Genomic DNA, 23302 nt, shown 5'->3' with positions numbered 1-23302 from the left:
ATTCATTCAAATAAGTATCTTTGGAAAAAGAGCCTTTCCTAAATGACCGACTACCTAAGCTTTCTGATAATTTTCGTTGTAGCCCTCCTGCTTGGCTTCTTCTTTGGAAAACTGATTTCCGGGCTTAAAAACAAGAACAGCACCAGTATCCTTCAGGAGAAAAACAGCCAATTATCTCTTCAAATAGAAGAACTTAAAAATCAGATAAACAGCAATTTAGAAAATTATAAAAATGAATTATCTGAAGTAAAGCTTTCAATGCAAAAGCAGGCCGAAAAGCTTGAAAATGAACGGGAAGAGATCCGCCGGGAAAAGGATTTTCTAAGTACCGAACTCACCAGGAAAAATTCGGAATTTGAAAATCTTCAGCAGCGAAATGAAGAACAAAAAGCCGAGGTGGAAAAACTGCAGGAGAAATTTCAGAAGGAGTTCGAAAACCTCGCCAACAAGATCCTAGACCAGAAATCGGAGAAATTCACCTCGCTTAATAAAGAGAATATTCAGAATATCCTGAATCCGCTCCAGGAGAAAATTCAGCATTTTGAAAAAAGGATCGAAGAAGGGAATAAAGAAAGCATAGACAGGCACGCGAGCCTCAGGCAGCAGATACTTGGGCTGAAAGACCTGAACGAGCAGATGAGCAAGGAAGCCAACAACCTCACCAAAGCTTTGAAGGGTGACACCAAAACCCAGGGGAACTGGGGTGAAATGGTTTTGGAACGGGTGCTCGAACGCAGCGGACTCCAAAAGGACAGCGAATATTTTGTTCAGCAGAACTTTAGCACCACTGAAGGTAAGCGAGTAATGCCCGATGTGATCATCCATCTGCCGGGCGACAAGAAAATGATCGTGGACTCTAAGGTTTCCCTGAATGCCTACGAACGTTACATCAACGAGACCGAAGAAGACGAAAAGAACACGCATTTAAAAAATCACCTGATCTCCGTAAGAAACCGGGTGAGCGAACTAAGCGCGAAGAACTATCACAGCCTTTACCAGATGGAGAGCCCTGATTTTGTGTTGCTTTTCATCCCTATTGAAGCGGCATTTGCATTGGCTTCCAATGAATATCCCAATCTTTATTCAGAAGCTTTTGACAAGAATATCATTATAGTAACCCCTACCACCCTGCTTGCGGTTCTAAAGACCATAGACAGTATGTGGCAGAACGAAAAGCAAAAGCAGAATGCCATAGAGATAGCCACCCAGGCCGGTGCTTTATATGATTCCTTTACCAATCTTACAGACGAATTGCTAAAGGTTGGAAGGCAACTGGGAACGGTTCAGAACACCTATGAAGGGGCGATGAAAAAACTTACAGGTAAAGGCAACCTGATACGCCGGGTTGAAAAACTTAAGAAACTTGGCGCTAAGGCCAGTAAACAAATCGACCAAAAGCTGATCTCCCGGACTGAAGCCCTGGAAGAAAACCTGACCGAGGATGCAGCAACATCAGAAAAAAACGAATAAAATGAAGAAAACACTATTTACCATACTGGGAGTGATATTCCTGCTTTTTTTGGCCTGGTTCGCTTTCGTTTATTTCGTGCCTTATAGTGAAGGAACCCGAAGCGGAGAACTCATTAAATTCAGCCGAAAGGGCGTGATCTCCAAGACCTGGGAAGGTGAAATAAGCCAGGGAATTAGCGGCGCACAAATCTTTCAGTTCTCGGTACTCGATAAAGACCAAAAAGTCATTCAAGACCTTAAGGACAATGAGGGGAACTATGTGAAACTTACCTACAAAGAGCGTTATGCCACATTTTTCTTCTGGGGAGATACAAAGTATTTCATTACCCATGTAGAAGAAGCCGTTTCACCACATTTTAGAAACAGATAGAAAATGACCAAATTCAAAAAAATAGAAGACTCAAGGGTAGTGATCTCTGAACTGATGCTTCCCTCCCATTCGAATTTCAACGGGAAGATACATGGAGGGTACATCCTTTCTTTGCTTGACCAGATCGCTTTTGCCTGTGCCTCCAAACATTCCGGCACTTACTGTGTTACTGCCAGCGTAGACACCGTAGACTTCCTGAAACCCATCGAGATCGGCGAGCTTGTCACAATGAAGGCCTCGGTGAACTATACCGGGAACAGTTCTATGGTGATCGGGATTCGTGTTGAGGCTGAGAATATACAGACCGGCCAAAAGAAACATTGCAACTCTTCCTATTTCACAATGGTTGCGAAAGACAAAGAAGGGAAATCAATGCAGATTCCCGGCCTTATACTGGAAACAGAAGATGATATCAGGCGTTTTGCCAAAAGCATCAAGCGTAACAAAATGAAGTTCAAGAATAAGAAAGAATTCAATGATACCGATTTCGCTTCGGAAGAATACCTGCACATACTCGAAGAACATAAAGTTAAAATAGAACGTACGGATTGAAGTTTAACGGATTCATAAGCGCCCTTTTCCTGGCCATAGTGGTCGCCTATTTTTTACCTCAGGGGACAGAAATTCTCCCCTTGAAAACCATTACGGACATAGGAATTGGCCTTATTTTCTTTTTCTACGGGCTTAAACTCTCCCCTCACGAGTTCCGGGAGGGACTTATGAACTATAAAGTCCACATCCTTGTACAGGCCAGCACATTTGTGCTTTTTCCAATACTGACATTACTTTGCCTTCCCTTCTTTGAAAAAGGCGTAGAATCCCAACTCTGGATCGCGCTATTCTTCCTGGGAACCCTGCCTTCAACGGTTTCCTCATCTATAGTAATGGTTTCACTGGCCAGGGGAAATCTACCTACAGCCATCTTCAACGCAAGTCTCTCAGGGCTTCTGGGGATTGTAATGACGCCTTTATGGCTTAGCTTTTTCCTGAAGAGCACGACCGATTTTCAGTTCCTGGATGTTATTCTCAAATTATGCTGGCAGATCGTTTTTCCTTTGATAATCGGACTGTTACTGCAAAAGATATGGGGGCATTTCGCGAGAAAACACAGCAAAAAACTGGGGCTTTTGGATAAAACCACCATCACACTTATTGTTTACTCCAGTTTCAGCAATTCTTTTACCTCAGGTGTTTTTACCAGTGTAGATCCATTAGACCTGGCGAAACTGGTGATCATAGTCGTAATCCTCTTCTTTTTAGTATACTTCGGGATAGGCGCTTTCTGTAACCTGATGGGCTATAATATTAAAGATAAGATCACTTCCCAGTTCTGCGGAACCAAGAAATCTCTTGTACACGGCTCGGTAATGGTAAAAGTAATTTTTGGTAACAGTGCCAACACAGGTCTGTTACTACTGCCTGTAATGCTGTTCCATTCGCTTCAGTTACTGATCATTGCCTTTTTCGCTGAAAAATATGGTCACCGGGAAGATAATTAAAGGTAAAGAGCGATCTTGGCGATATTGATCGTAAACAACACCCAGCCAATGATAAGCAGTAATCCCCCAACCGGGGTAACAGGTCCCATAAACCGAAACTTTTTTCCTGAAGACGCTCCCAGATTCAGCGCATAGATGCTGAAAGAGAAAAGAAAGGTTCCAATTATAAAAAAGAGCGCCGTCAACTGCTGTGAGAGCACCAGGAACGGAAAACTGATTCCGCAAATGATAAGCATAATGGCGTGATACATCTGGTATTTCACCCCGGTCTCAAAACTTTTAAGCTGATCTGCAGTAAAGCGCTTTTTAAGTGCGTGAGCACCAAAAGCACCAAAAATAACAGCAAGAGTACCATAGATACCGCCAATAATCAAGACTAATTCTTTCATAGTTTTAGGTATTAAAAAAGCCCATTAGGAAACAATTTAACACTTATTTCCCAATGAGCTTAAAAAATTTTGAAAACCACCTACTTACTCAGGTACATTTTTCGTCTTGAATAAAGGTCATAAAATTCATCATCCTTCAGACTGTCAATGAACAAAATACTTTCTCCAGTACTTTTCATCTCAGGCCCCAGCTGCTTATTCACCTTATGGAACTTATCAAAGGAGAATACCGGCTGTTTGATGGCGTATCCATCTAGTTTAGGTTCAAATTTAAAATCTGAAAGCTTCTTTTCTCCCAACATTACCTTGGTAGCATAATTCACATAAGGCTCTCCGTATGCTTTCGCTATAAACGGGACCGTACGGGATGCTCTCGGATTTGCCTCAATGATGTATACTTTATCATCCTTGATGGCAAACTGAATGTTAATAAGCCCTACGGTGTTAAGAGCGAGAGCGATCTTACGAGTGTGATCCTTAATTTGCTCCATTACAAGATCACCAAGATTGAAAGGAGGAAGCAAAGCATTGGAGTCTCCGGAATGAATCCCACAAGGCTCAATATGCTCCATAATTCCTATGATATAAACATCTTCTCCATCGCATATCGCATCTGCCTCGGCTTCAATAGCACCGTCCAGATAGTGATCCAGAAGAAGTTTGTTATTCGGTATTTTTCTAAGAAGATCTACAACGTGTTCTTCCAGCTCGTGTTTATTGATCACGATCTTCATTCCCTGACCTCCTAATACGTACGAAGGCCTTACCAATATTGGAAAATCAAGCTCATCTGCAAGTGTAAGAGCCTCATCGGCAGTTTCGGCCGTACCAAAATCAGGGTAAGGTATATTGTTATCCTGAAGTAATTTAGAGAAACTTCCCCGATCTTCGGCAAGATCAAGAGCCTCATAACTGGTTCCCATAATCTTAATGCCATAACGACTAAGCTTCTCCGCCAATTTAAGAGCGGTTTGTCCACCCAGCTGCACGATAACACCTTCCGGTTTTTCGTGACGAATAATATCGTAAATGTGTTCCCAGAATACCGGCTCGAAATAAAGTTTATCGGCAACATCGAAGTCGGTAGACACGGTTTCAGGGTTACAGTTGATCATTACGGTCTCATAATCACATTCGGCCGCAGCAAGTACTCCGTGCACACAACTGTAATCAAATTCTATCCCCTGGCCTATTCTGTTCGGTCCTGACCCCAGTACTACGATCTTTCTTCTATCACTTACCTTACTTTCATTGGCCACATATTTATTTCCGTCTGCGGTTTCAATATCAGCTTCAAAAGTAGAATAGTAATAAGGAGTTTCAGCCTTGAATTCGGCCGCGCAGGTATCCACAAGTTTATAAACCCGGTTTACACCCAGTTCCTCACGTTTATTATAGACCTCACTTTCCCAGCAATTCAACATATAACCAATCTGCCTGTCGGCAAAGCCTTTCTGCTTAGCTTCCAGCAGCAGGTCTTTAGGCAGGGTGTTTATATCATAAGTGGAGATCTCTGCCTCCAGGGCATAAAGTTCTTCATATTGCTTAAGAAACCACATATCGATCTTGGTGATCTCGTGAATGCGGCTAAGCGGAATCCCCATTTGAATAGCATCATAGATCACAAAAACGCGATCCCAGCTAGGGTAGGTTAATTTCTCAATAATTTCATCATACTTGGTATAGCCTTTACCGTCGGCACCAAGCCCGTTTCTCTTGATCTCAAGCGACTGGGTGGCTTTATGAAGGGCTTCCTGAAAAGATCTCCCGATTCCCATCACTTCTCCTACAGATTTCATCGTAAGTCCAAGAGTGCGGTCAGATCCTTCAAATTTATCGAAGTTCCAACGTGGTATTTTCACGATCACATAATCCAGAGAAGGCTCAAATAAAGCCGAAGTGGATTTGGTGATCTGGTTATCTAATTCGTCAAGATTGTACCCGATAGCAAGTTTAGTAGCCACTTTGGCGATCGGGTAACCGGTTGCTTTAGAGGCCAGTGCCGAAGAACGGGATACACGAGGGTTGATCTCGATAGCGTATACCTCTTCTTTTTCATCCGGGCTTACCGCAAACTGCACGTTACATCCACCGGCAAAGTCACCTATGCTGCGCATCATCTTAATTGCCTGGTCCCTCATCTTCTGGAAAGCCGTGTCACTAAGGGTCATTGCCGGAGCCACGGTAATGGAGTCTCCCGTATGGATCCCCATTGGATCCATATTCTCGATAGTACAGATAATTACAACATTATCGTTCTTATCGCGAAGCAGTTCCAGCTCATATTCTTTCCATCCGAGCAAAGCTTTATCTATAAGCACCTCGTGAATTGGCGATGCTTCCAGCCCATAGGTAAGCATTTCGTCAAAATCTTCGGGATTGTGCACAAAAGATGCACCTCCTCCTCCAAGAGTAAAAGATGCTCTAATCACTAACGGAAAACCGAATTCCTGCGCTACTTCTTTTCCCTGCAGATAAGACGTTACGGTTTTTGCAGGAGCTACAGGAACTCCAATCTTACCCATTAATTGTTTGAATTTTTCACGGTCTTCACAGATATTGATCGCGTCAATATCCACACCTATCAGTTTTACATTAAAATCTTCCCAGATCCCTTTCTCCTCTGCTTCTATACAAAGGTTCAATGCGGTCTGACCTCCCATAGTAGGCAGTACGGCATCTATATTAGGGTGTTTTTTAAGGATCTCTATAATAGATTTCGTGGTAAGAGGCTTAAGATAAACGTGATCGGCCATCGAGGGGTCGGTCATAATCGTTGCCGGGTTAGAGTTGATAAGGATCGTCTCTATCCCGTCTTCTCTTAAGGATCTTAATGATTGGGTTCCGGAGTAGTCAAATTCACAAGCCTGACCTATAACTATAGGTCCAGAGCCTATGATAAGGATACTTTTAAGGTTGTTGTTCTTGGGCATTTTTTCGTATTGTGTTGTTGATAAAAATAAGGAAGCAATTGGATATAAAAAAAGGCGTTACTAAAAAAAGTAACACCTTTATTATTTTAAAACCAATTCCTCATTAGTGTTTATGTCTGTTCTCAGAAGATACCGATAATTTCTTTCTGCCTTTAGCCCTTCTTCTTGCAAGGACTTTTCTGCCGTTAGCACTTGCCATACGCTCCCTGAAGCCGTGCTTATTCTTTCTTTTTCTCTTGGATGGTTGAAACGTTCTTTTCATTTTAAATATCTTTAATCTTCTGTGAAATCGTTTTTATAGCTCTCTGTAAAACTGCGTGCAAATATACAAAGCTTTTTAACTCCTACAAATACTAAATTAAAATAATTTTTAATTGTTTTTATTACCTTTGCCGCCTGCAAAACAAAAGTACCATGTTCAATAAAAATATCAAATTAGTTTTAGCCGCCCTTATCATCGCCTTAGCGATCTGGCAATTTGTAGAAGGTAATATAGGAAACGGGATTATGTACATCCTTCTCTCCCTTATTTTCATCTTCCTTTACTTTAAAAATGAAATGATATTAATGGCCTTCTTGAGGCTGAGAAAACAGGATTTTGACGGCGCCAAAAAATGGCTGGACAAGATCAGGAACCCGGAGACCGCCCTTACCCAGAAACAACAAGGGTATTACTGGTACCTTCACGGGCTTATGGTTTCACAAACCAATATCACGCAGGCCGAAAAATTCTTTAAAAGAGCTATCAAATTAGGGCTTTCTATGGACCAGGACCTTGCAATGGCCAAACTTAACCTTGCCGGGATCGCAATGACCAAACGCCGTAAAAGAGAAGCCACTAACCTGCTGGCTGAAGCCAAGAAGCTTGATAAACACGGGATGCTGAACGACCAGATAAGAATGATGAAGCAGCAGATGAAAAAGATCTAATTTTTTGCAAAATTTGGTTAATTTCTGTGAAGTTAAGAGTTCAAAAACTTTTAACTAATATATAGGTCGTTGAACGATTAATTTTCGAACTAAGGATCCTGAAAACTACCTTCGCGTTTTGAATGCCCCAATCAAAATGCAGTGAGGAAAATAGTACTCCTTTTTATACTTTTTAGCCCTACACTTTTTGCCCAGCAAAAAGAGGACGAACGACTGTATTTTTCTGAAGCTCTCTATAAGCATCTTCCCAAATACGAACAAAAAGCAAAGCAGGCATACCGATACAGAGACTACGAAAGAGCTGAAGAACTTTTCGACTCTTTGGTGAATTTTTCCCTTAGCGGCAGCTATATGAATAACTTCAAATTCAGATCTCTTAAGAAGAAGGAAGTTTCCTTATACGATTTTGAAAAGCCGGTATATCTTATCACTTATGCGTCCTGGTGTATCCCCGGGAAAGGTGAGATCCCGGCCCTGAACAAAATGGCTGAAAAATATCATGATAAGATCGATTTTATCGTCCTGTATTGGGATGACCCTAAGATCGTAAGGAAAAAGGCTAAGGAATTTAGCGACCACATTAACGTGGTTTATGTAGATGAAAGTAAAAACAGCGGAGGATTCGTTGTGAAGCAATTAAAACATTCCTTAGGACTTCCTACCTGCTTCCTTTTAGATAAAGAGAAAAGAATAGAAGACATTAGAAGAAATCCTTCCTCGACTTACGCATCATCTAAAGAAGAATCTTTCAACAGGAATTTCAGAGCCATAGAAGAAGGAATAAGCACTCACCTGATCCCTGACAATGACCGAATGGATCTCGCAGAGAACTCCATTGCCGAATAAATCTTACAGTAAAGGCCCCAGCAATCTACACAGGCTTTCCTTTACTTTTTCTGACATCGATCGCTTTACCCATTCCTCCAGCAGCAATTCTTCGCTTTCCTCAATATCTGCCTTATAGTTCTCACAAAGTTCAGTGGCTACATTTTCATCAAAAACAAAAGCATTAATTTCAAAATTGATCTCGAAGCTGCGATTGTCCAGGTTACAGGTTCCCACGGAAGAAAGCACATCATCCACAATTAGCGTTTTTGCGTGCACCATTCCCTTACAGTAATGATAAACCTTGATCCCGGATTCCAGCAGCATTTGGATAAAGGAATTTGTGGCATATTTAGCGATCACTGAGTCCCCCTTCTGCGGAATAATGATCCGCACATCCACTCCCTGCCTGCTGGCCGTGCAAAGGGCGGTTAAGATCTGATTATTCGGAATAAAATAAGGAGTAGTGATATAAATATATTTTTCGGCGGTGTTTATGGCTGTAAATATAGCCTCCATAATATTTCTCCAGTCGGTATCAGGTCCGCTGGAGGCGATCTGAACAGCAGTGGTCTCATTAAGATTTACCTCAGGAAAATACTCGTCTTTCAGCTCTACCTCCCTGCCACTCACAAAATTAAAATTCAGAAGAAATTGCGCCTGCAAAGATTTTACTGCGTGGCCTCTTATCCTTAAATGCGTATCGCGCCAGTAGAATTTATTCTTTGGATCCTCCTCATAGTTAATAGAATCATCGGTCACATTAACCCCACCCACATAACCTATGCAGCCGTCTATCACGCAGATCTTTCTGTGATTTCTATAATTAAGCTTAGGGGTAAAAGCCGAAAACCAAACCGGCATAAACGGATAGACCTCAATACCGGATGCCTTCATCCGCTTCAGCACATTATTGCTGATAGAACTTCCCACATAATCATAGCTTACCTTAACGGAAACACCCTGTTCTGATTTTTTGCACAAATGCAGGATCAAGCGTTTTCCTATCTGGTCACTATTGAAGGTATAGTATTCAACATGAATATGCTTTTCGGCTTTTTCAATATCCTCGAACAGGAGCTTGAATTTTTTTTCCCCATTGATAAGGATCTTTACGCTGTTCCTTAAAGTGAGTGGTTTAGCCTGGTTATTCTGAAGCAGTCGTACGAGCTTTATCTTTTTCTTGATAGGCCCGTAGGTCATTCTTTCAAGCTCCTCTTCCCCCAGCAGCAGCTTATCTTCCCATTCTTTGATCATTCTGTGGTCATAGACCCTTTTCCGGTTAAAGATCTTGTCTTTCCGGTAGTCCTGAGCAAAGAGATAATAGATAATTATTCCTATAAAAGGGAGGACAATGAGAGCAAAGATCAGGGAAATGGACTTCACCGGCTCGCGGTTCTGCATCACTTCAAATCCGGCAGTAGCAAAGGCTATCAGGTAATTTGCACCAAATAAGATCCACCAGATATGATCCCTGAGAAACTCCATTTATTTTCCCATATTGTAATAACCTTCTTTTGGAATATCTATAAAGTAAGTCTTTCTGGAAGCATTATTTAAATGCGCCTCCCTTAGCCAGGGATTGTGAATCTTCAGGATCTTGTAATTGATGCCAAAATCTTTGGCGAAGTCGGCAAAATCTGAAACAGCAGTATCTACTTTCACCTCGTATGTAGGGATATGATGATACAGATCATCCTGGTCAAAATTGAAGCCGTATTTTTCAGGATGATTCATAATCTCTTTAAGAGCAAGTATTCTGAACATATATCTTCCGGTCTCCTCGCCAAGCAGAAGGTCGTAATAATCATTGACTTTCTGACGTTCCAGCTGTCGTGCAATCCCGGCATTTCCTGCATTGTACGCCGCAGCAGCAAGGGTCCAGGTTCCAAACTTTTCCTTAGCTTTTTTAAGGTAGTTAGCAGCAACCCGTGTAGATTTCTCTATATGATAACGCTCATCTACATTATCATTAATCTCAAGTTTATAATCTTTCCCGGTTCCTTCCATTATCTGCCAGAAACCGATAGCTCTTGCCGGTGAAACCGCCTGGGTAAGACCGCTCTCGATCACCGCAAGGTATTTAAAATCTTCAGGCACCCCTTCCTCTTTCAGAATAGGCTCAATTACAGGAAAATATTTATTAGCACGCTTCATTAGAAGTAAAGCGTTAGACTGCCAGTAAGTATTCACCAGTAACTCCCTGTCTATACGTTCGTGTATATCCGGCTCATCCAAAGGTACTTCCTCTCCTGCAAAGTCCATTTCTTCAGGCACCGGTAAGGCATAGATATTATAATCCTTCACCACATTCTTTTTCTCCTTCTTATCATAGGTCCTGTTTTCGGCATTTTCTGAACCTCCGTCCTGTACTGCATTTATACTTACTGCGCACACCACAAGAAATCCAACAATCATCAAAGCATTCTTTATCATCTTCATAGCATTAAGTTTATTCAATTTGAGTTTTTTTCCTTTTTTTAATCTTTCCTTCCAGAATAATTTCAGGGAGATGTTCATTAAACCACCTGAAACGGTTTATCACCATAACGTGGGTACCTCCTTTTACACGAATGCAATCCCCTATATACCTAAACGGGAAAATCTCGTCTTTATCGCCGTGAATATGAATTATATTTTCCGGCGGTTTATCACAATCCCATAAGACCATATTTTTTATAGCCCAATCGAGATAAACCTTATTCTTTACCGAAAGGTATTTCTTATATAGTTTCGCCCTTTTCTTGGCAAAATCTCCAAAAGCTATCTTTTCAAAGTAATCTACGTAACCGGCAAGTCCTGTTGGGATCATCCTGAAAAACCCCGTAATTGCCGCAAATCGCATTCTCCTTGGAAGTTCATCCCGACACTTTACGCTGGAAATAATAATAAGCCTTTTTAATTTAAGATATTTACTCATTTCCTGAACAACAACCCCGCCAAAGGAAACGCCTATCAACACCGGATTCTCATGTTTAATATGCTTGTTCATTCTTAGAGCATAATCGGTAAGGCTCTCGTCAGGATCCGGAATTATCCATTTTAAATAATGCACCCTAAATTTATCTTCCGGCAGTTTTATATGCTCAAAAATTGCCGGATTAGCAGCCATTCCCGGCATAAAATAAACGTGTATAGGAGATTGATCACCAGTCATTTTAACAAGTATATAACATAAACCCCGTGTCTAAAGCCGTAAATTTACTAATCAAAATTACTGCTATTTTATTGGCTTTCACAATAAGAAAGATTAAAAATAATGGATAAAATCCTTCACCCTGCAAAATCCCGAGGTACTGCTAACTTCGGATGGTTAAACGCCAATTATTCTTTCAGTTTTGCAAATTATTTTAATCCGGACCGGCTTCAGTTTGGCCTGCTACGAGTGCTCAACGACGATTTTGTAGCCGGAGGAACAGGATTCGGAACTCACCCCCATAAGGATATGGAGATCATCACCATTCCCCTTAAAGGCGCCATAAAACACAAGGATTCTATGAATAACTCGGGTACCATCAAGGCCGGAGACGTACAGGTAATGAGCGCGGGGAAAGGGGTTCAACACAGTGAAATGAACGCCAACAGCGACCAGGAACTCAACCTTTTGCAATTATGGATCTTTCCGGACAGGCAAAATGTGGAACCCAGATATGATCAGAAAAACTTTGAAGATAAATTAAAACCTAACAGTTTCACGAATATTGTTGCCCCAGAAAGCGATGATCCCAAGGAAGCTCTCTGGATCCATCAGCAAGCCTATTTGCATTTAGGAGAGTTCGAAGAAGGAAAAAACGCGGCCTATACAATCAGAAAACCGGGACACGGGGTGTATGTATTTATGATTGAAGGTGAAGCAAAAATAGGTGAAGATATTCTAAAGAAACGCGATGCCATAGGTATCTGGAACACCGAAACAATAAATTTCGACCTCATTCAGCCTTCAAAAATCCTGGTCATCGAAGTGCCAATGAACTAAAAACTTAAATATGATGAGTGATGCAGCAGTAAAGATTACGGATAATGAATTTCTAAGGCAGTTCGAAACTACCATAAACGGTGAGTTGGCTACCATAGAATATTCACAACAGGAAAGAAAGATTTTCCTCACCAAGCTCCTTATGCCGGGTTCGGCAGATAACAAGAAAGATACTGAAGCTTTTATAAAAGCCGTGCTCGAGGAAATTAAAGAGAGAAATACCCGGGTAATGCCTACAAGCCCTGATATTGTTAAGTATATGAGGAAACACAAAAACAGGTACAAAGACCTGCTTCCGGTAGGAATAAATATTTAAACAGCTAGCGGCTTATTAACAAACTCAAACCTCACAAGGCCGTCTTCATCTATTTTCTCAAGTTTAATATCCTGAAGGGTATTCACCAAAGAAGGATCCCAGGGAGCTTTAACCTTCACGTAATTCTCGGTAAACCCGTGAATATAGCCAGACTTATTTTCTCCTTCGAAAAGAACCGTACAGGTATTACCCAACTGGCTTTCGTAAAAAGCTCGCCTTTTCTTGGCAGAAAGCCCTCGAAGCATTTTACTTCTTTTCTTACGCACTTTCAGAGGCACAACCCCATCCATTTGTGCTGCCGGAGTATTATCCCTTTCTGAAAAAGTGAATACGTGTAAATAAGAAATATCAAGTTCGTTCAGGAAATTATAGGTTTCAAGGAAATGCTCATCGGTCTCACCCGGGAAACCAACAATTACATCTACCCCAATACAGGCATCGGGCATCACCCTTTTAATTTGCTCAACCCTGTCAACATAGAGCTCGCGCAGATAACGGCGTCGCATCAGCTTAAGGATCTCATTGCTTCCGCTTTGCAGCGGAATATGAAAGTGCGGCACAAAAGTTCTGCTGGCAGCCACAAAATCTATTGTCTCATTCTTCAGTAGATTCGGTTCTATAGAAGATATTCTTAAGCGTTCGATCCCGTTAACTTCGTCCAGGGCTTTTACAAGATCAAGAAAGGTATGCTCATGTTTCTTGTTCCCGAACTCTCCTTTGCCATAATCCCCTATATTAACCCCGGTAAGAACAATCTCTTTTATGCCTTTAGCTGAAATTTCAGCGGCATTGTTCAGGACATTCTCCAGCTTATCGCTCCTGGAAATCCCGCGAGCCAGAGGTATGGTACAATAAGTACATTTATAGTCACAACCATCCTGCACCTTCAGGAAAGCGCGGGTACGGTCTCCAAAGGAATAAGAACCCACATAAAAGTCGGCGTCTTCTATTTCACAGGAATGAATTTCACCAAAATCGTTCTTGGTAAGATCATTAAGATAATCGGTGATCTTGAACTTCTCTGTCGCTCCCAGAACAAGGTCCACCCCGTCTACTGCAGCAAGCTCTTCCGGCTTCAGCTGAGCATAACAACCAATAGCGATCACAAAAGCATCTTCATTAACCTTTTGAGCCTGCTTTACGATTGTTTTAAAGCGCTTATCGGCATTCTCGGTAACCGAGCAGGTATTAATCACATAAATGTCTGCTTCCTCGGTAAAATCTACCCTATCAAAGCCCTCGCTCTTAAAGGAACGGGCGATAGTTGAAGTTTCCGAGAAGTTAAGCTTACAACCTAAAGTATAAAAAGCGACTTTTTTATTATTCATAAACCTGCCAGTTTCATTGATTTTACCGAATCTCTCCGGCCTTATTTTGGGGCTGCAAATATACCAACTTAAATCGTTTTCCTGAAATGATATAAATGAAATTATACAGCCTGGACCTTTGAAAATGAGAAGTCTGTAAAATTCAGTAGTTTTATAAGACCTAAATCTACTGCAATGAGTTTCGGAAGTACCAGAGGTGCCATTGTAAGCCTCAAAAACAACCGGCGTGAGAAAAAATCGAAATTTTCAAAATTCCGAAATTCTACCGGGTCCATCAGTGAAGGCATAAAATCTGAGAAAAGGATTTCAGAAGCAGAGCTGCTAATTTTAAAAACAAAGCTTAATCGCGAACATCAAAAAAGGCAGCTTAAGATCATAACGATCACCACTGCCTTTCTTATAGTATTAGGTGTTTTATTTTACAAGTTTATGTTTTAGCTAGTCTCTTCTCCACTTTTTAGTGTCCTCGAAAACCTGCTCAAGGATGAATTTATCTTCATCAGTAAACTCCTCTCCTCTTCGTTTCATCACTACTTCAGCCACTTCAAAGGCTTTTTGGGTTTTATAGGTGCTCATTCCCGAGCTACCTCCCCAGCTGAAACTGGGCACAAAATTCCGTGGAAATCCGGCTCCGAAAATATTCGCACTCACTCCTACTACGGTACCGGTATTGAACATCGTGTTTATTCCGCATTTACTATGATCTCCCATCATTAACCCGCAAAACTGCAGGCCGGTTTTAGCAAAGCCTTCGGTCTCATAATTCCAGATTCGCACCTCGGCATAATTATTCTTAAGATTGGAGTTATTGGAATCCGCTCCCAGGTTACACCATTCCCCAAGCACCGAGTTCCCGAGATAGCCATCGTGACCTTTATTGGAATTCGCAAACAGCACCGAATTATTGATCTCTCCTCCCCCACGACAATAAGGCCCAAGGGTGGTAGGACCGTATATCTTGGCTCCCATTTTCACCAAAGCACCTTCACATACCGCAAAAGCCCCTCGTATTAAACACCCCTCAAGAACCTTGGCATTTTTGCCGATATAGATTGGCCCGGCAGAAGCATTCAGGGAACAAAATTCCACTTCAGCGCCTTCTTCAATAAATATATTTTCAGGGTTTACAATATAATTGGATTCCGGAATGAGCTGAGATTCCCGACCTTCTGTAAGTAATTTGAAATCGGCTTCAATAGCCTCCCCATTTCTGGAGAAAATATCCCAGGTGTTTTCGATCTGGATCACCTTACCTTCCAGCTCTATATGACGAAAATTATCAAAATCTACTTCTTCATCTTCCCTAACAAAGAAAGCTACAACTTCTTCTTCAAAGAATATGGCTTCCTCAGGTTTCAGAGCTTTTATTTGCTCAAGAAATTCGGGAGATGGCAAGAACGAAGCATTGATCATCACATTTTCTTCCAATTCCACCAACGGCCATTTTCCTGAAAGATAATCTTCAGTGACCGTAGATGTGGTGCTTTCCAAAAGCTTCTCCCATTTTTCACGTATCGTTAAAATACCGACACGAAGATCGGCCACAGGCCTGGTGAAAGTAAAAGGCAAGAGATGGTTCCTGGCCGAACCATCAAATAATATATAATTCATCCGCACTAAATTTAGTGCCTAAAGTTAAGAGTAAAAAAATAACTTAAAAGCGCGAAACTCTAAATTGAAGTTAAATTTACTGCTCTTCAGACTTCAGGCAAACAAAAAAAGCCGTCTTAAACAGACGGCTTGTAAATTTATTTCTAATTCAGAAGAATTACTTCTTCTTGAATTTTGCGTATTTGTTCTTAAACTTATCAATACGACCAGCGCTGTCTACCAGTTTAGTCTGACCAGTGTAGTACGGATGTGATGTTCTGGAAATTTCCAGTTTCACCAAAGGATACTCAGTACCGTCTACTTCTATGGTTTCTTTAGTATTGGCGGTAGACTTTGTTAGGAAGATATCGTCATTAGACATATCTTTAAATGCTACCAATCTATAATTTTCCGGATGGATTCCCTGCTTCATCGCTTTGTACTTTTAATTTTTTCGAGGTGCAAATTTAATTAATTTCCATTTAAATACAAGGTCTAAGTTTAAAAAATATTAAAAATGTAGCCTTGTGTAACGTTTTGCTATATTTGCTTACTAACTGACAAAACTAACCAATCTCTTTTAAAATGGAAAATTCCCCCTCAGTTAAATCAGTAGCATATCCTTATGGATTAATGCTGGCAATCTATTCAATCCTTGTCCTGGTCCTTATCTATTTAATGAATATTGATCAGGAAAACTGGGTTATAGGAACCGTTAATTCTCTTGTCACCATAGTGTTGTATATATTGGCACTGCGTACTTTCAAAAAGAAAAACGGCGGCTTTATGAAGCTAAAAGAGGCCTTGAAAGTAGGCCTTGCCATAGCTGCAATAAGCGGTATTATCTCTGCTGTTTATGCTTATATCCATTATAGTTTTGTTTACCCCGAATTTCTGGATATGATGTATGAAAAATCATACTTAGACATTACCGAAAGAAATATGCCCCAGGCACAAACAGATCAGGCTCTTGAGCTTTCAAAAATGACCCTAAGCCCCTTGTTTTTTGCAACAACAACCCTTATCCTTAACCTATTCTTTGGATTTTTAATTTCCCTGATTGTAGGATTAATAATGAAAAGGGAGAACCCGGCTTATCAATAGCCTAAATAAATTACAGAATGCAAATATCCGTAGTCATCCCCTTGCTCAATGAAGAGCAGTCTCTGGTAGAATTATACAATTGGATCGCGAAAGTCTTGCGGTCCAATTCCTTTTCTTATGAGATCATTTTCATCGACGATGGCAGCACAGACAATTCCTGGAAAACCATAGAATCTCTTGCTGTAAATGACAATGCCGTAAAAGGGATCAAATTCAACCGAAACTACGGAAAATCACAGGCACTGCACGCAGGTTTCCTGAAAGCAAAAGGAGATGTGATCATCACTATGGATGCCGATCTACAGGACAATCCGGAAGAGATCCCGGAGCTTTACCACCTTATAAAAGACAAAGAATACGATCTGGTCTCAGGCTGGAAAAAGAAACGTTATGATGATGTGCTTACCAAAAACCTTCCTTCCAAACTTTTTAACGCAGCAGCAAGAAAAACTTCAGGGGTAAAACTCCACGACTTCAATTGCGGCCTGAAAGCCTATAAAAAAGAAGTAATAAAAAACATTGACGTATACGGGGAAATGCACCGGTACATCCCCGTTTTGGCCAAAAATGCCGGCTTCTCCAGGATCACAGAAAAGGAGGTTCAGCACCAGGCCAGAAAATATGGAAAGACGAAATTTGGTGTGGAAAGATTCATCAACGGCTTCCTGGACTTGATAAGCATCTGGTTCCTTTCAAAATTCGGGCGCAGACCTATGCATCTTTTTGGAGCCTTAGGAGTTCTTATGTTCATCTTCGGGTTCTTTACCGCCGGTTGGGTAGGCTTTTCAAAACTTTATAAAATGTACCATAATGAGCCCAATATCCTGGTAGCCTTAAACCCGTGGTTTTATATTGCCCTAACAGTAATGATCATAGGTTCACAGCTCTTTTTGGCAGGTTTCCTGGGGGAACTCATCCTTCGGTCAAAAAGGGATCAGGAACGCTATCTTATCAACAAAACCACCGATAATTTTTAAGCGCTTTCCGCTTATAATCCTTATTTTTGCGAAGCAAACCTATTAATTATGTCACAGCACAAACCTGAAATTCTGGCTAAGGCCGAAGCCTGGCTTACCGATATTTTTGACGCCGATACCAAGAAAGAGATACAGCATTTAATAGACAACGATCCTAAGGAGCTCGAAGAAAGCTTCTATAAAAATGCAGCCTTTGGAACCGGTGGAATGCGCGGAGTGATGGGAGTTGGCACAAATCGAATAAACCGATATACCCTGGGGCGCAACACTCAGGGGCTTTCAGATTACCTGAAAAAAGAATTTCCGGGAGAGCAGTTAAAAGTGGCTATTGCCTATGACTGCAGAAATAACAGTAAAGAACTTGCACAAACCGTAGCCGATGTATTTTCCGCCAACGGAATAAAGGTCTACTTGTTTTCAGAATTAAGACCTACACCGGAATTATCCTTCGCAGTAAAACATCTGGATTGCCACTGCGGTATTGTGCTTACGGCAAGTCATAATCCGCCGGAATATAATGGTTATAAGGTTTACTGGAAAGACGGCGGACAACTGGTCCCTCCTCACGATGCTAATCTTATCGAGATCATTAACAATCTTGATTACGAGAAAATTAACTTCAGCTCGAACGAGGAACTTATCACTAAAGTAGATACCGATATCGATAAGGTTTTTGCCGAAGCCTCTGTTAGGAACGGAAGCTTTGATACCAAAGATGAAGCCAGAAAAAATCTGAAGGTCATTTTCACCTCTCTGCACGGCACCTCTATCACGATGGTTCCTGAGGTTCTTGAAAAAGCCGGGTTTGAACAGATTCATATCGTAGAAGAGCAAAGAGACCCGGACGGGAATTTCCCAACGGTAAAATCTCCAAACCCTGAAGAGCCAGAAGCTCTTGAAATGGCCCTAAAACTGGCTGAAAAAAAAGATGCCGATATTGTGATAGGCACCGACCCTGATTGTGACCGCCTGGGCGTTGCCGTCAGGGACCTTAACGGGAGGATGATTCTCCTTAACGGCAACCAGACCATGTTGATGATGACGTGGTTCCTCCTGGAGCAATGGAAGAAACAGAACAAACTGGACGGGAACGAATTTGTAGCCTCTACAATCGTTTCGACTCCTATGATGAAGAACATTGTAGAAGCCTATGGAGTAGAGTATTTTGAAGTGCTTACCGGATTTAAATGGATCGCAAAACTAATAAAAGATAAGCCTGAACTTGACTTTATTGGCGGCGGAGAAGAAAGCTTTGGCTTTATGGTTGGAGATTTTGTGCGCGACAAAGATGCTGTAACCTCTACCCTGCTTGCCTGCGAGATTGCAGCTCAAATGAAAGACGAGGGAAGTTCCTTTTATGAGCAATTGCTGAAGCTCTATAAAGATTACGGACTCTACAAAGAAGAGCTGATTTCCTTGGTTAAGAAAGGAATTGAGGGAGAGGCTGAGATAAAGCAAATGCTTATTGACCTCAGGGAAAAGCCCTGGAAAGAGATAGACGGCGAAAAGGTTGTTCTGGTTGAAGATTACCAGAGTTCTGTTTCCAAAAACCTTCAGGATCATACCGAAGAAGCTATAAATATCCCGAAGTCTAATGTGCTGATCTATTATACCGAAAATGGCACAAAGATCGCTGCAAGACCAAGCGGTACAGAGCCTAAAATAAAATTTTACATTAGCGTAAATTCTTCTTTGGATAAAGTGGAAAACTTTGAAAAAGAGAATCAAAAGCTTACAGAAAAAATTGCCCGTATAACGGCAGAACTTGAATTGGGCTAATCGCTCGTTATTTATGACCTATTTCAGAAAAATACTCCAGTTCGCAATTCCCTACAAGAAATACGCGATCTTAAACATTATTTGTAATATTTTCTACGCTGCTTTCAGCACGCTGTCTTTTATAGCACTGATTCCGGTAATTAACGTATTATTCGACAAAAGCAAGAGGGTGAACACAAAACCCGTTTGGGAAGGTTTGGCCGGGCTTAAAGACTATGCCGTAGATTATTTCAACTTCTATGTGAGTCAACGGGTGGCTGAAGACGAAGTTTCAGCTCTTATCTTTATTTGCGGGATCGTGGTGGTTCTTTTCTTTCTGAAAAACCTGTTCGGATACCTCGCAGCGTTTTTCATTACTTTTTTAAGGAACGGGGTGCTCAAGGATGTACGTGATGCGATGTACCGAAAGATACTGGAGCTGCCGGTGTCTTATTTCTCTGAAAAAAGGAAAGGAGATACAATTTCGAGGATCACTGCCGATGTGAATGAAGTCCAGACTTCGTTCCTATCGATCCTGGAACTTATAGTAAGAGAGCCACTTACCATCATTTTCACCATTATCGCGATGCTGATGATGAGTGCAAAACTGACCATTTTCGTGTTCGTATTTTTGCCCGTATCCGGTTTTGTGATCTCCCTTATCGGAAAAAAACTGAAAAAACAATCGAACCAAGCACAGGAGGAGAATGGATATTTTCTGTCCCTGGTTGAAGAAACCCTTTCCAGTCTTAAGATCGTGAAAGGATTTAATGCCGAAAACAAGTTTCAGAAGAGGTTTGAGAAATCTACCAGCCGTTTAAATCATATTCTGAATCAGCTCATAAACAGACAAAACCTAGCCTCTCCTACCAGCGAATTCCTTGGAATCTTTGTAATTGTGATCATTCTTTGGTTTGGCGGGAATATGGTGCTTGTGGAAGGCAGCCTGGATGCAGCCACCTTCATTGCTTTTCTTGGGCTGGCCTATAACATTCTTACACCGGCCAAACAAATCTCAAAAGCATCTTACAGTGTTAAGAAAGGAAATGCAGCAGCCGAAAGGATCCTGCACGTCCTGGAGACCCCTTCAAATCTAATTGATGCTCCAAACGCGATAGATAAGAAGAAGTTTGAAGAAGCCATTGAAGTAGAGAATATCAGTTTTAAATATGAAAAAGAAAAGGTACTTAAGAATTTCAGCATAAAAGTCCCAAAAGGAAAAACAGTTGCACTTGTGGGACAGTCCGGAAGCGGAAAATCCACAATTGCCAACCTGATCACCCGTTTTTACGATGTAAATGAAGGCAACATTAAAATTGACGGTACCGATATTCGCCAGATCTCGAAGTATTCTCTTCGTAACCTGATGGGATTGGTAACCCAGGATTCTATACTTTTTAACGACACTATTAGAAATAATGTGAGCCTCGGAAAGGACAAGGCTACAGACGAAGAAATAATTGAAGCCCTGAAGATCGCCAACGCCTGGGAGTTTGTTAAAGAACTACCTCTTGGTCTGGACACCAATATTGGAGATAGCGGGAATAAACTTAGCGGAGGCCAGAAACAACGTCTTTCTATAGCCAGAGCCGTGCTTAAGAATCCTCCAATTATGATCCTGGACGAAGCGACTTCAGCCCTGGATACCGAAAGCGAAAAGCTGGTACAAAAAGCCTTGGAGAACATGATGAAGAACAGAACTTCTGTTGTGATCGCTCACAGACTATCTACCATTCAGAGCGCCGATAATATTGTGGTGATGCAAAGAGGGGAAATCGTAGAACAAGGCCGCCACGAAGAACTGCTTTCCAAAGGCGGTACCTACCAGAAACTCGTAGAAATGCAGTCTTTCGACTAAATTTAAAAACATCTGAAAACAAAAAAACGGATGATGTTAATCATCCGTTTTAGCGAAAATTATTTCCATCTTGGGGCTAATGGAAATAAACGATTTAAATCATTTTTAGTTTGGGGCAAAAAAAGATTAAATCAAATTATCTTTGATAAAGATACTACAAAATTAAACTTCTCCAAACAAAAAATACCTTTTGACTAAAAAAAAGGTCGTTCATCGGAGCTTAGCCCTCATTCCTACAAGGATTTCTTACAACACTTAAACCTGTAAAATATTCTTCAGCTTTAAACTTTTCTATACCTTTAGCCTCTTACAAACCTAAGAGCTGTATTCAAATCATATTAAGAAGCCGTTGCGGGAATCCGAAAATCTACTCATACAACGCTTAAAAGAGCCGGCCTCCACCCAGGATGCGTTCAGGGAACTTATGTCCCTGTACAAGGAGAGGCTTTACTGGCACATCAGGAATATGGTGAAAGATCACGAAGATTCACACGATGTGCTTCAGAATACTTTTTTCAAGATCTTTAAAAATATTGATCAATTCAAAGGTGATAGTAAACTGTACTCCTGGATGTACCGAATTGCTACGAATGAAGCGATTACTTTTTTAAACAAAAAGGCCAAACGCAACCAGATCACCTCCGAAGAGTTGCAGAATCAGCTTATAGACAATCTGCAAAGCGATGTATTTTTTGAAGGTGACGAGATTCAGCTAAAATTACAGAAAGCTATCGCCAGGCTTCCCTTCAAACAACAGCAGGTGTTTAATATGAAGTATTTTGAGGATCTGAAATATCGCGAAATGTCTGAGATCCTGGAGACCAGTGAAGGAGCCCTGAAGGCGTCCTACCATATTGCGGTAAAGAAAATTCAGGAATATCTAAAAAAGAATTAAACCTTTTAATAATTGTTCAGTCAAAGAACCAAATGAAAAAGAATCATTCAGCATATCATAAAAATCCGGGATTTAAAACCCCTGATAATTATTTTGAGGAGTTTGAAGAAGATTTTCTCGAAATGGTTAATATTGCTGATAGTGCCGGGCTTAATGAGGCTGAAAAATTAAAGTCTCCCGGTTATAGGGTTCCTGAGGATTATTTTGAAAACTTAGACTTCGTTTTTTCAGCTGAGCAAAGGGAAAACGATCCAAAGGTTATTTCTATTTCCACCAAAGAAATCCTCTACTATGTAGCGGGAATAGCTGCGATTTTAATCGCTGTCTTTGGTACGGTAAACCTGGAGGAGGAGCCTGAAAACTCCTGGAACAATGTAGAGGTTTCTGCCCTTGAGAATTATATTGATGAGGCCTATGACGATGGTTATATTGAATTAAGCACTTCAGAAGTTTCTTCTGCGGTTTTTGGGGAAGGCTATACAATAGACCCTACCAATTTCAATGAGCTCGATTCTGATGCTGCACTGGATTATATAGATGAAAATGTTGAAGACCCTGTTTATATTTTAGAATAAAATTGCTATGAAAAAGATTCTTATCTGCCTGCTTATGTTCACACCCCTGCTACAGGCGCAGGCCCAGTCTCGTGAGGAAGACCGGGAAAGGATCAAAGCCCTGAAGACCGCATTTATTACCCAGGAACTTAATCTAAGTAATAAAGTAGCACAAGAGTTCTGGCCTATTTACAACGAATATGAAACCAAACGCAGGGAATTACACCAAAGAGAGCACATAGAGCTAAAAAATATAGAGTGTATTTCTGAAAGCGAAGCTGAAAATATGCTTCAGGAGTATCTCAAAATTGAAAAAGAAGAGTACAGTATTAAAAAGCAGCTTTTCTCTGAACTAAAGGAAATTATTTCGGCTCAGGATATCATTAAACTCCACAAGCTGGAAGATGAGTTCCACAAAAAGCTTATCAAAGAATACCGAGCCCGAAAGGCAGATGAAAAGTAAAAGGAATAAAACTCATTGCGAGTTTTATGTTTAGTTTTTTTGGTTAGTTAGAATGAAAAAATCCGGT

Annotated in this window: 25 protein-coding genes; 16 read left to right on the top strand and 9 right to left on the bottom strand. The window is 41.0% G+C overall.

Translation table 11 applies throughout. The features are described from left to right. Positions 1 to 42: 42 nt before the first annotated feature. The 4 genes from rmuC to ACFQ3Q_RS08130 are packed head-to-tail and all read left to right on the top strand — an operon-like array spanning position 43 to position 3339. Positions 43 to 1470, top strand: a complete 1428-nt coding sequence (gene rmuC, locus ACFQ3Q_RS08145; protein WP_380744688.1) for a DNA recombination protein RmuC — start codon at positions 43 to 45, stop codon at positions 1468 to 1470. A gap of 1 nt (position 1471) precedes the next feature. Continuing rightward, positions 1472 to 1840: a 6-phosphogluconate dehydrogenase gene (locus tag ACFQ3Q_RS08140; RefSeq protein ID WP_380744685.1), complete on the top strand. Its 369-nt coding sequence runs from the start codon at positions 1472 to 1474 to the stop codon at positions 1838 to 1840. A 3-nt stretch (positions 1841 to 1843) separates the two neighbouring features. Next, on the top strand, positions 1844 to 2392 hold the full coding sequence (locus ACFQ3Q_RS08135; RefSeq protein WP_380744683.1) for an acyl-CoA thioesterase: 549 nt from the start codon (positions 1844 to 1846) through the stop codon (positions 2390 to 2392). Then, complete coding sequence (locus ACFQ3Q_RS08130; protein ID WP_380744682.1) at positions 2389 to 3339, top strand: bile acid:sodium symporter family protein; 951 nt, start codon at positions 2389 to 2391, stop codon at positions 3337 to 3339. The genes ACFQ3Q_RS08135 and ACFQ3Q_RS08130 overlap by 4 nt, the downstream gene beginning before the upstream one ends. Here ACFQ3Q_RS08130 and ACFQ3Q_RS08125 read toward each other — a convergent pair. From ACFQ3Q_RS08125 to rpmH, 3 genes are all read right to left on the bottom strand, one after another. Then, the gene (locus ACFQ3Q_RS08125; protein WP_380744680.1) at positions 3336 to 3728 is read right to left on the bottom strand and encodes a DUF423 domain-containing protein; all 393 of its coding nucleotides are present in this window, start codon (positions 3726 to 3728) and stop codon (positions 3336 to 3338) included. The genes ACFQ3Q_RS08130 and ACFQ3Q_RS08125 overlap by 4 nt on opposite strands. Before the next feature lie 80 nt (positions 3729 to 3808). After that, positions 3809 to 6661 (bottom strand): carbamoyl-phosphate synthase large subunit, encoded by a 2853-nt coding sequence (gene carB / locus ACFQ3Q_RS08120; RefSeq protein WP_380744678.1) that lies wholly within the window; start codon positions 6659 to 6661, stop codon positions 3809 to 3811. A gap of 103 nt (positions 6662 to 6764) precedes the next feature. Next, on the bottom strand, positions 6765 to 6923 hold the full coding sequence (rpmH, locus tag ACFQ3Q_RS08115) for a 50S ribosomal protein L34 (protein WP_011708966.1): 159 nt from the start codon (positions 6921 to 6923) through the stop codon (positions 6765 to 6767). Between the two features lie 152 nt (positions 6924 to 7075). Between rpmH and ACFQ3Q_RS08110 the strand changes: the two genes are divergently transcribed. Further along, positions 7076 to 7591, top strand: coding sequence for a tetratricopeptide repeat protein (locus ACFQ3Q_RS08110; RefSeq protein ID WP_380744676.1), 516 nt, complete (start codon positions 7076 to 7078; stop codon positions 7589 to 7591). A gap of 141 nt (positions 7592 to 7732) precedes the next feature. After that, positions 7733 to 8437 (top strand): TlpA family protein disulfide reductase, encoded by a 705-nt coding sequence (locus ACFQ3Q_RS08105; protein ID WP_380744674.1) that lies wholly within the window; start codon positions 7733 to 7735, stop codon positions 8435 to 8437. A gap of 3 nt (positions 8438 to 8440) precedes the next feature. On the opposite strand, the gene cls is transcribed toward ACFQ3Q_RS08105, so the two are convergent. From cls to ACFQ3Q_RS08090, 3 genes are read right to left on the bottom strand one after another with little or no spacing between them, the layout of a single operon-like run. Then, positions 8441 to 9904: a cardiolipin synthase gene (gene cls, locus ACFQ3Q_RS08100; RefSeq protein ID WP_380744672.1), complete on the bottom strand. Its 1464-nt coding sequence runs from the start codon at positions 9902 to 9904 to the stop codon at positions 8441 to 8443. After that, positions 9905 to 10858, bottom strand: coding sequence for a lytic transglycosylase domain-containing protein (locus tag ACFQ3Q_RS08095; RefSeq protein WP_380744669.1), 954 nt, complete (start codon positions 10856 to 10858; stop codon positions 9905 to 9907). Between the two features lie 10 nt (positions 10859 to 10868). Beyond that, positions 10869 to 11573, bottom strand: coding sequence for an alpha/beta fold hydrolase (locus ACFQ3Q_RS08090; protein WP_380744668.1), 705 nt, complete (start codon positions 11571 to 11573; stop codon positions 10869 to 10871). A gap of 102 nt (positions 11574 to 11675) precedes the next feature. Between ACFQ3Q_RS08090 and ACFQ3Q_RS08085 the strand changes: the two genes are divergently transcribed. Then, entirely contained in the window at positions 11676 to 12392 is a 717-nt protein-coding gene (locus ACFQ3Q_RS08085; RefSeq protein WP_380744665.1) for a pirin family protein, read from the top strand. A 13-nt stretch (positions 12393 to 12405) separates the two neighbouring features. Continuing rightward, a complete protein-coding gene (locus ACFQ3Q_RS08080) occupies positions 12406 to 12708 on the top strand; it encodes an N-acetyltransferase (protein WP_380744663.1) in 303 nt (100 codons plus the stop codon). On the opposite strand, the gene mtaB is transcribed toward ACFQ3Q_RS08080, so the two are convergent. Continuing rightward, positions 12705 to 14036, bottom strand: a complete 1332-nt coding sequence (gene mtaB / locus ACFQ3Q_RS08075; protein ID WP_380744661.1) for a tRNA (N(6)-L-threonylcarbamoyladenosine(37)-C(2))-methylthiotransferase MtaB — start codon at positions 14034 to 14036, stop codon at positions 12705 to 12707. The two genes, ACFQ3Q_RS08080 and mtaB, sit on opposite strands and share 4 nt — an antisense overlap. Positions 14037 to 14210: 174 nt before the next feature. On the opposite strand from mtaB, the gene ACFQ3Q_RS08070 reads away from it, so the two are divergent. Next, a complete protein-coding gene (locus tag ACFQ3Q_RS08070) occupies positions 14211 to 14474 on the top strand; it encodes a hypothetical protein (protein ID WP_380744660.1) in 264 nt (87 codons plus the stop codon). Here ACFQ3Q_RS08070 and ACFQ3Q_RS08065 read toward each other — a convergent pair whose 3' ends face one another. Beyond that, positions 14475 to 15647, bottom strand: coding sequence for a GlmU family protein (locus tag ACFQ3Q_RS08065; RefSeq protein ID WP_380744658.1), 1173 nt, complete (start codon positions 15645 to 15647; stop codon positions 14475 to 14477). Between the two features lie 157 nt (positions 15648 to 15804). After that, entirely contained in the window at positions 15805 to 16059 is a 255-nt protein-coding gene (locus tag ACFQ3Q_RS08060; RefSeq protein ID WP_380744656.1) for a type B 50S ribosomal protein L31, read from the bottom strand. 152 nt (positions 16060 to 16211) lie between these two features. Between ACFQ3Q_RS08060 and ACFQ3Q_RS08055 the strand changes: the two genes are divergently transcribed. From ACFQ3Q_RS08055 to ACFQ3Q_RS08025, 7 genes are all read left to right on the top strand, one after another. After that, positions 16212 to 16730, top strand: coding sequence for a DUF4199 domain-containing protein (locus ACFQ3Q_RS08055; RefSeq protein WP_380744654.1), 519 nt, complete (start codon positions 16212 to 16214; stop codon positions 16728 to 16730). Between the two features lie 17 nt (positions 16731 to 16747). Beyond that, positions 16748 to 17707, top strand: coding sequence for a glycosyltransferase family 2 protein (locus ACFQ3Q_RS08050; RefSeq protein ID WP_380744653.1), 960 nt, complete (start codon positions 16748 to 16750; stop codon positions 17705 to 17707). Between the two features lie 48 nt (positions 17708 to 17755). Beyond that, positions 17756 to 19486, top strand: a complete 1731-nt coding sequence (locus ACFQ3Q_RS08045) for a phospho-sugar mutase (protein WP_380744652.1) — start codon at positions 17756 to 17758, stop codon at positions 19484 to 19486. A gap of 13 nt (positions 19487 to 19499) precedes the next feature. Continuing rightward, the gene (locus ACFQ3Q_RS08040) at positions 19500 to 21323 is read left to right on the top strand and encodes an ABC transporter ATP-binding protein (protein ID WP_380744650.1); all 1824 of its coding nucleotides are present in this window, start codon (positions 19500 to 19502) and stop codon (positions 21321 to 21323) included. Between the two features lie 349 nt (positions 21324 to 21672). Further along, positions 21673 to 22218 carry an RNA polymerase sigma factor gene (locus ACFQ3Q_RS08035; RefSeq protein WP_380744648.1) on the top strand — a complete coding sequence of 182 codons (546 nt, stop codon included), beginning with the start codon at positions 21673 to 21675 and terminating at the stop codon, positions 22216 to 22218. 32 nt (positions 22219 to 22250) lie between these two features. Beyond that, positions 22251 to 22793, top strand: coding sequence for a hypothetical protein (locus ACFQ3Q_RS08030; protein ID WP_380744646.1), 543 nt, complete (start codon positions 22251 to 22253; stop codon positions 22791 to 22793). A 7-nt stretch (positions 22794 to 22800) separates the two neighbouring features. Then, a complete protein-coding gene (locus ACFQ3Q_RS08025; RefSeq protein ID WP_380744644.1) occupies positions 22801 to 23235 on the top strand; it encodes a hypothetical protein in 435 nt (144 codons plus the stop codon). The last annotated feature ends 67 nt before the right edge of the window (positions 23236 to 23302 follow it).

This window comes from Salegentibacter chungangensis (assembly GCF_042678405.1).
GTDB classification, from domain to species: domain Bacteria; phylum Bacteroidota; class Bacteroidia; order Flavobacteriales; family Flavobacteriaceae; genus Salegentibacter_A; species Salegentibacter_A chungangensis.
The sequence above is the reverse complement of the archived record's forward strand: the minus strand, read 5'-3'. Positions and strand labels throughout refer to the sequence as shown.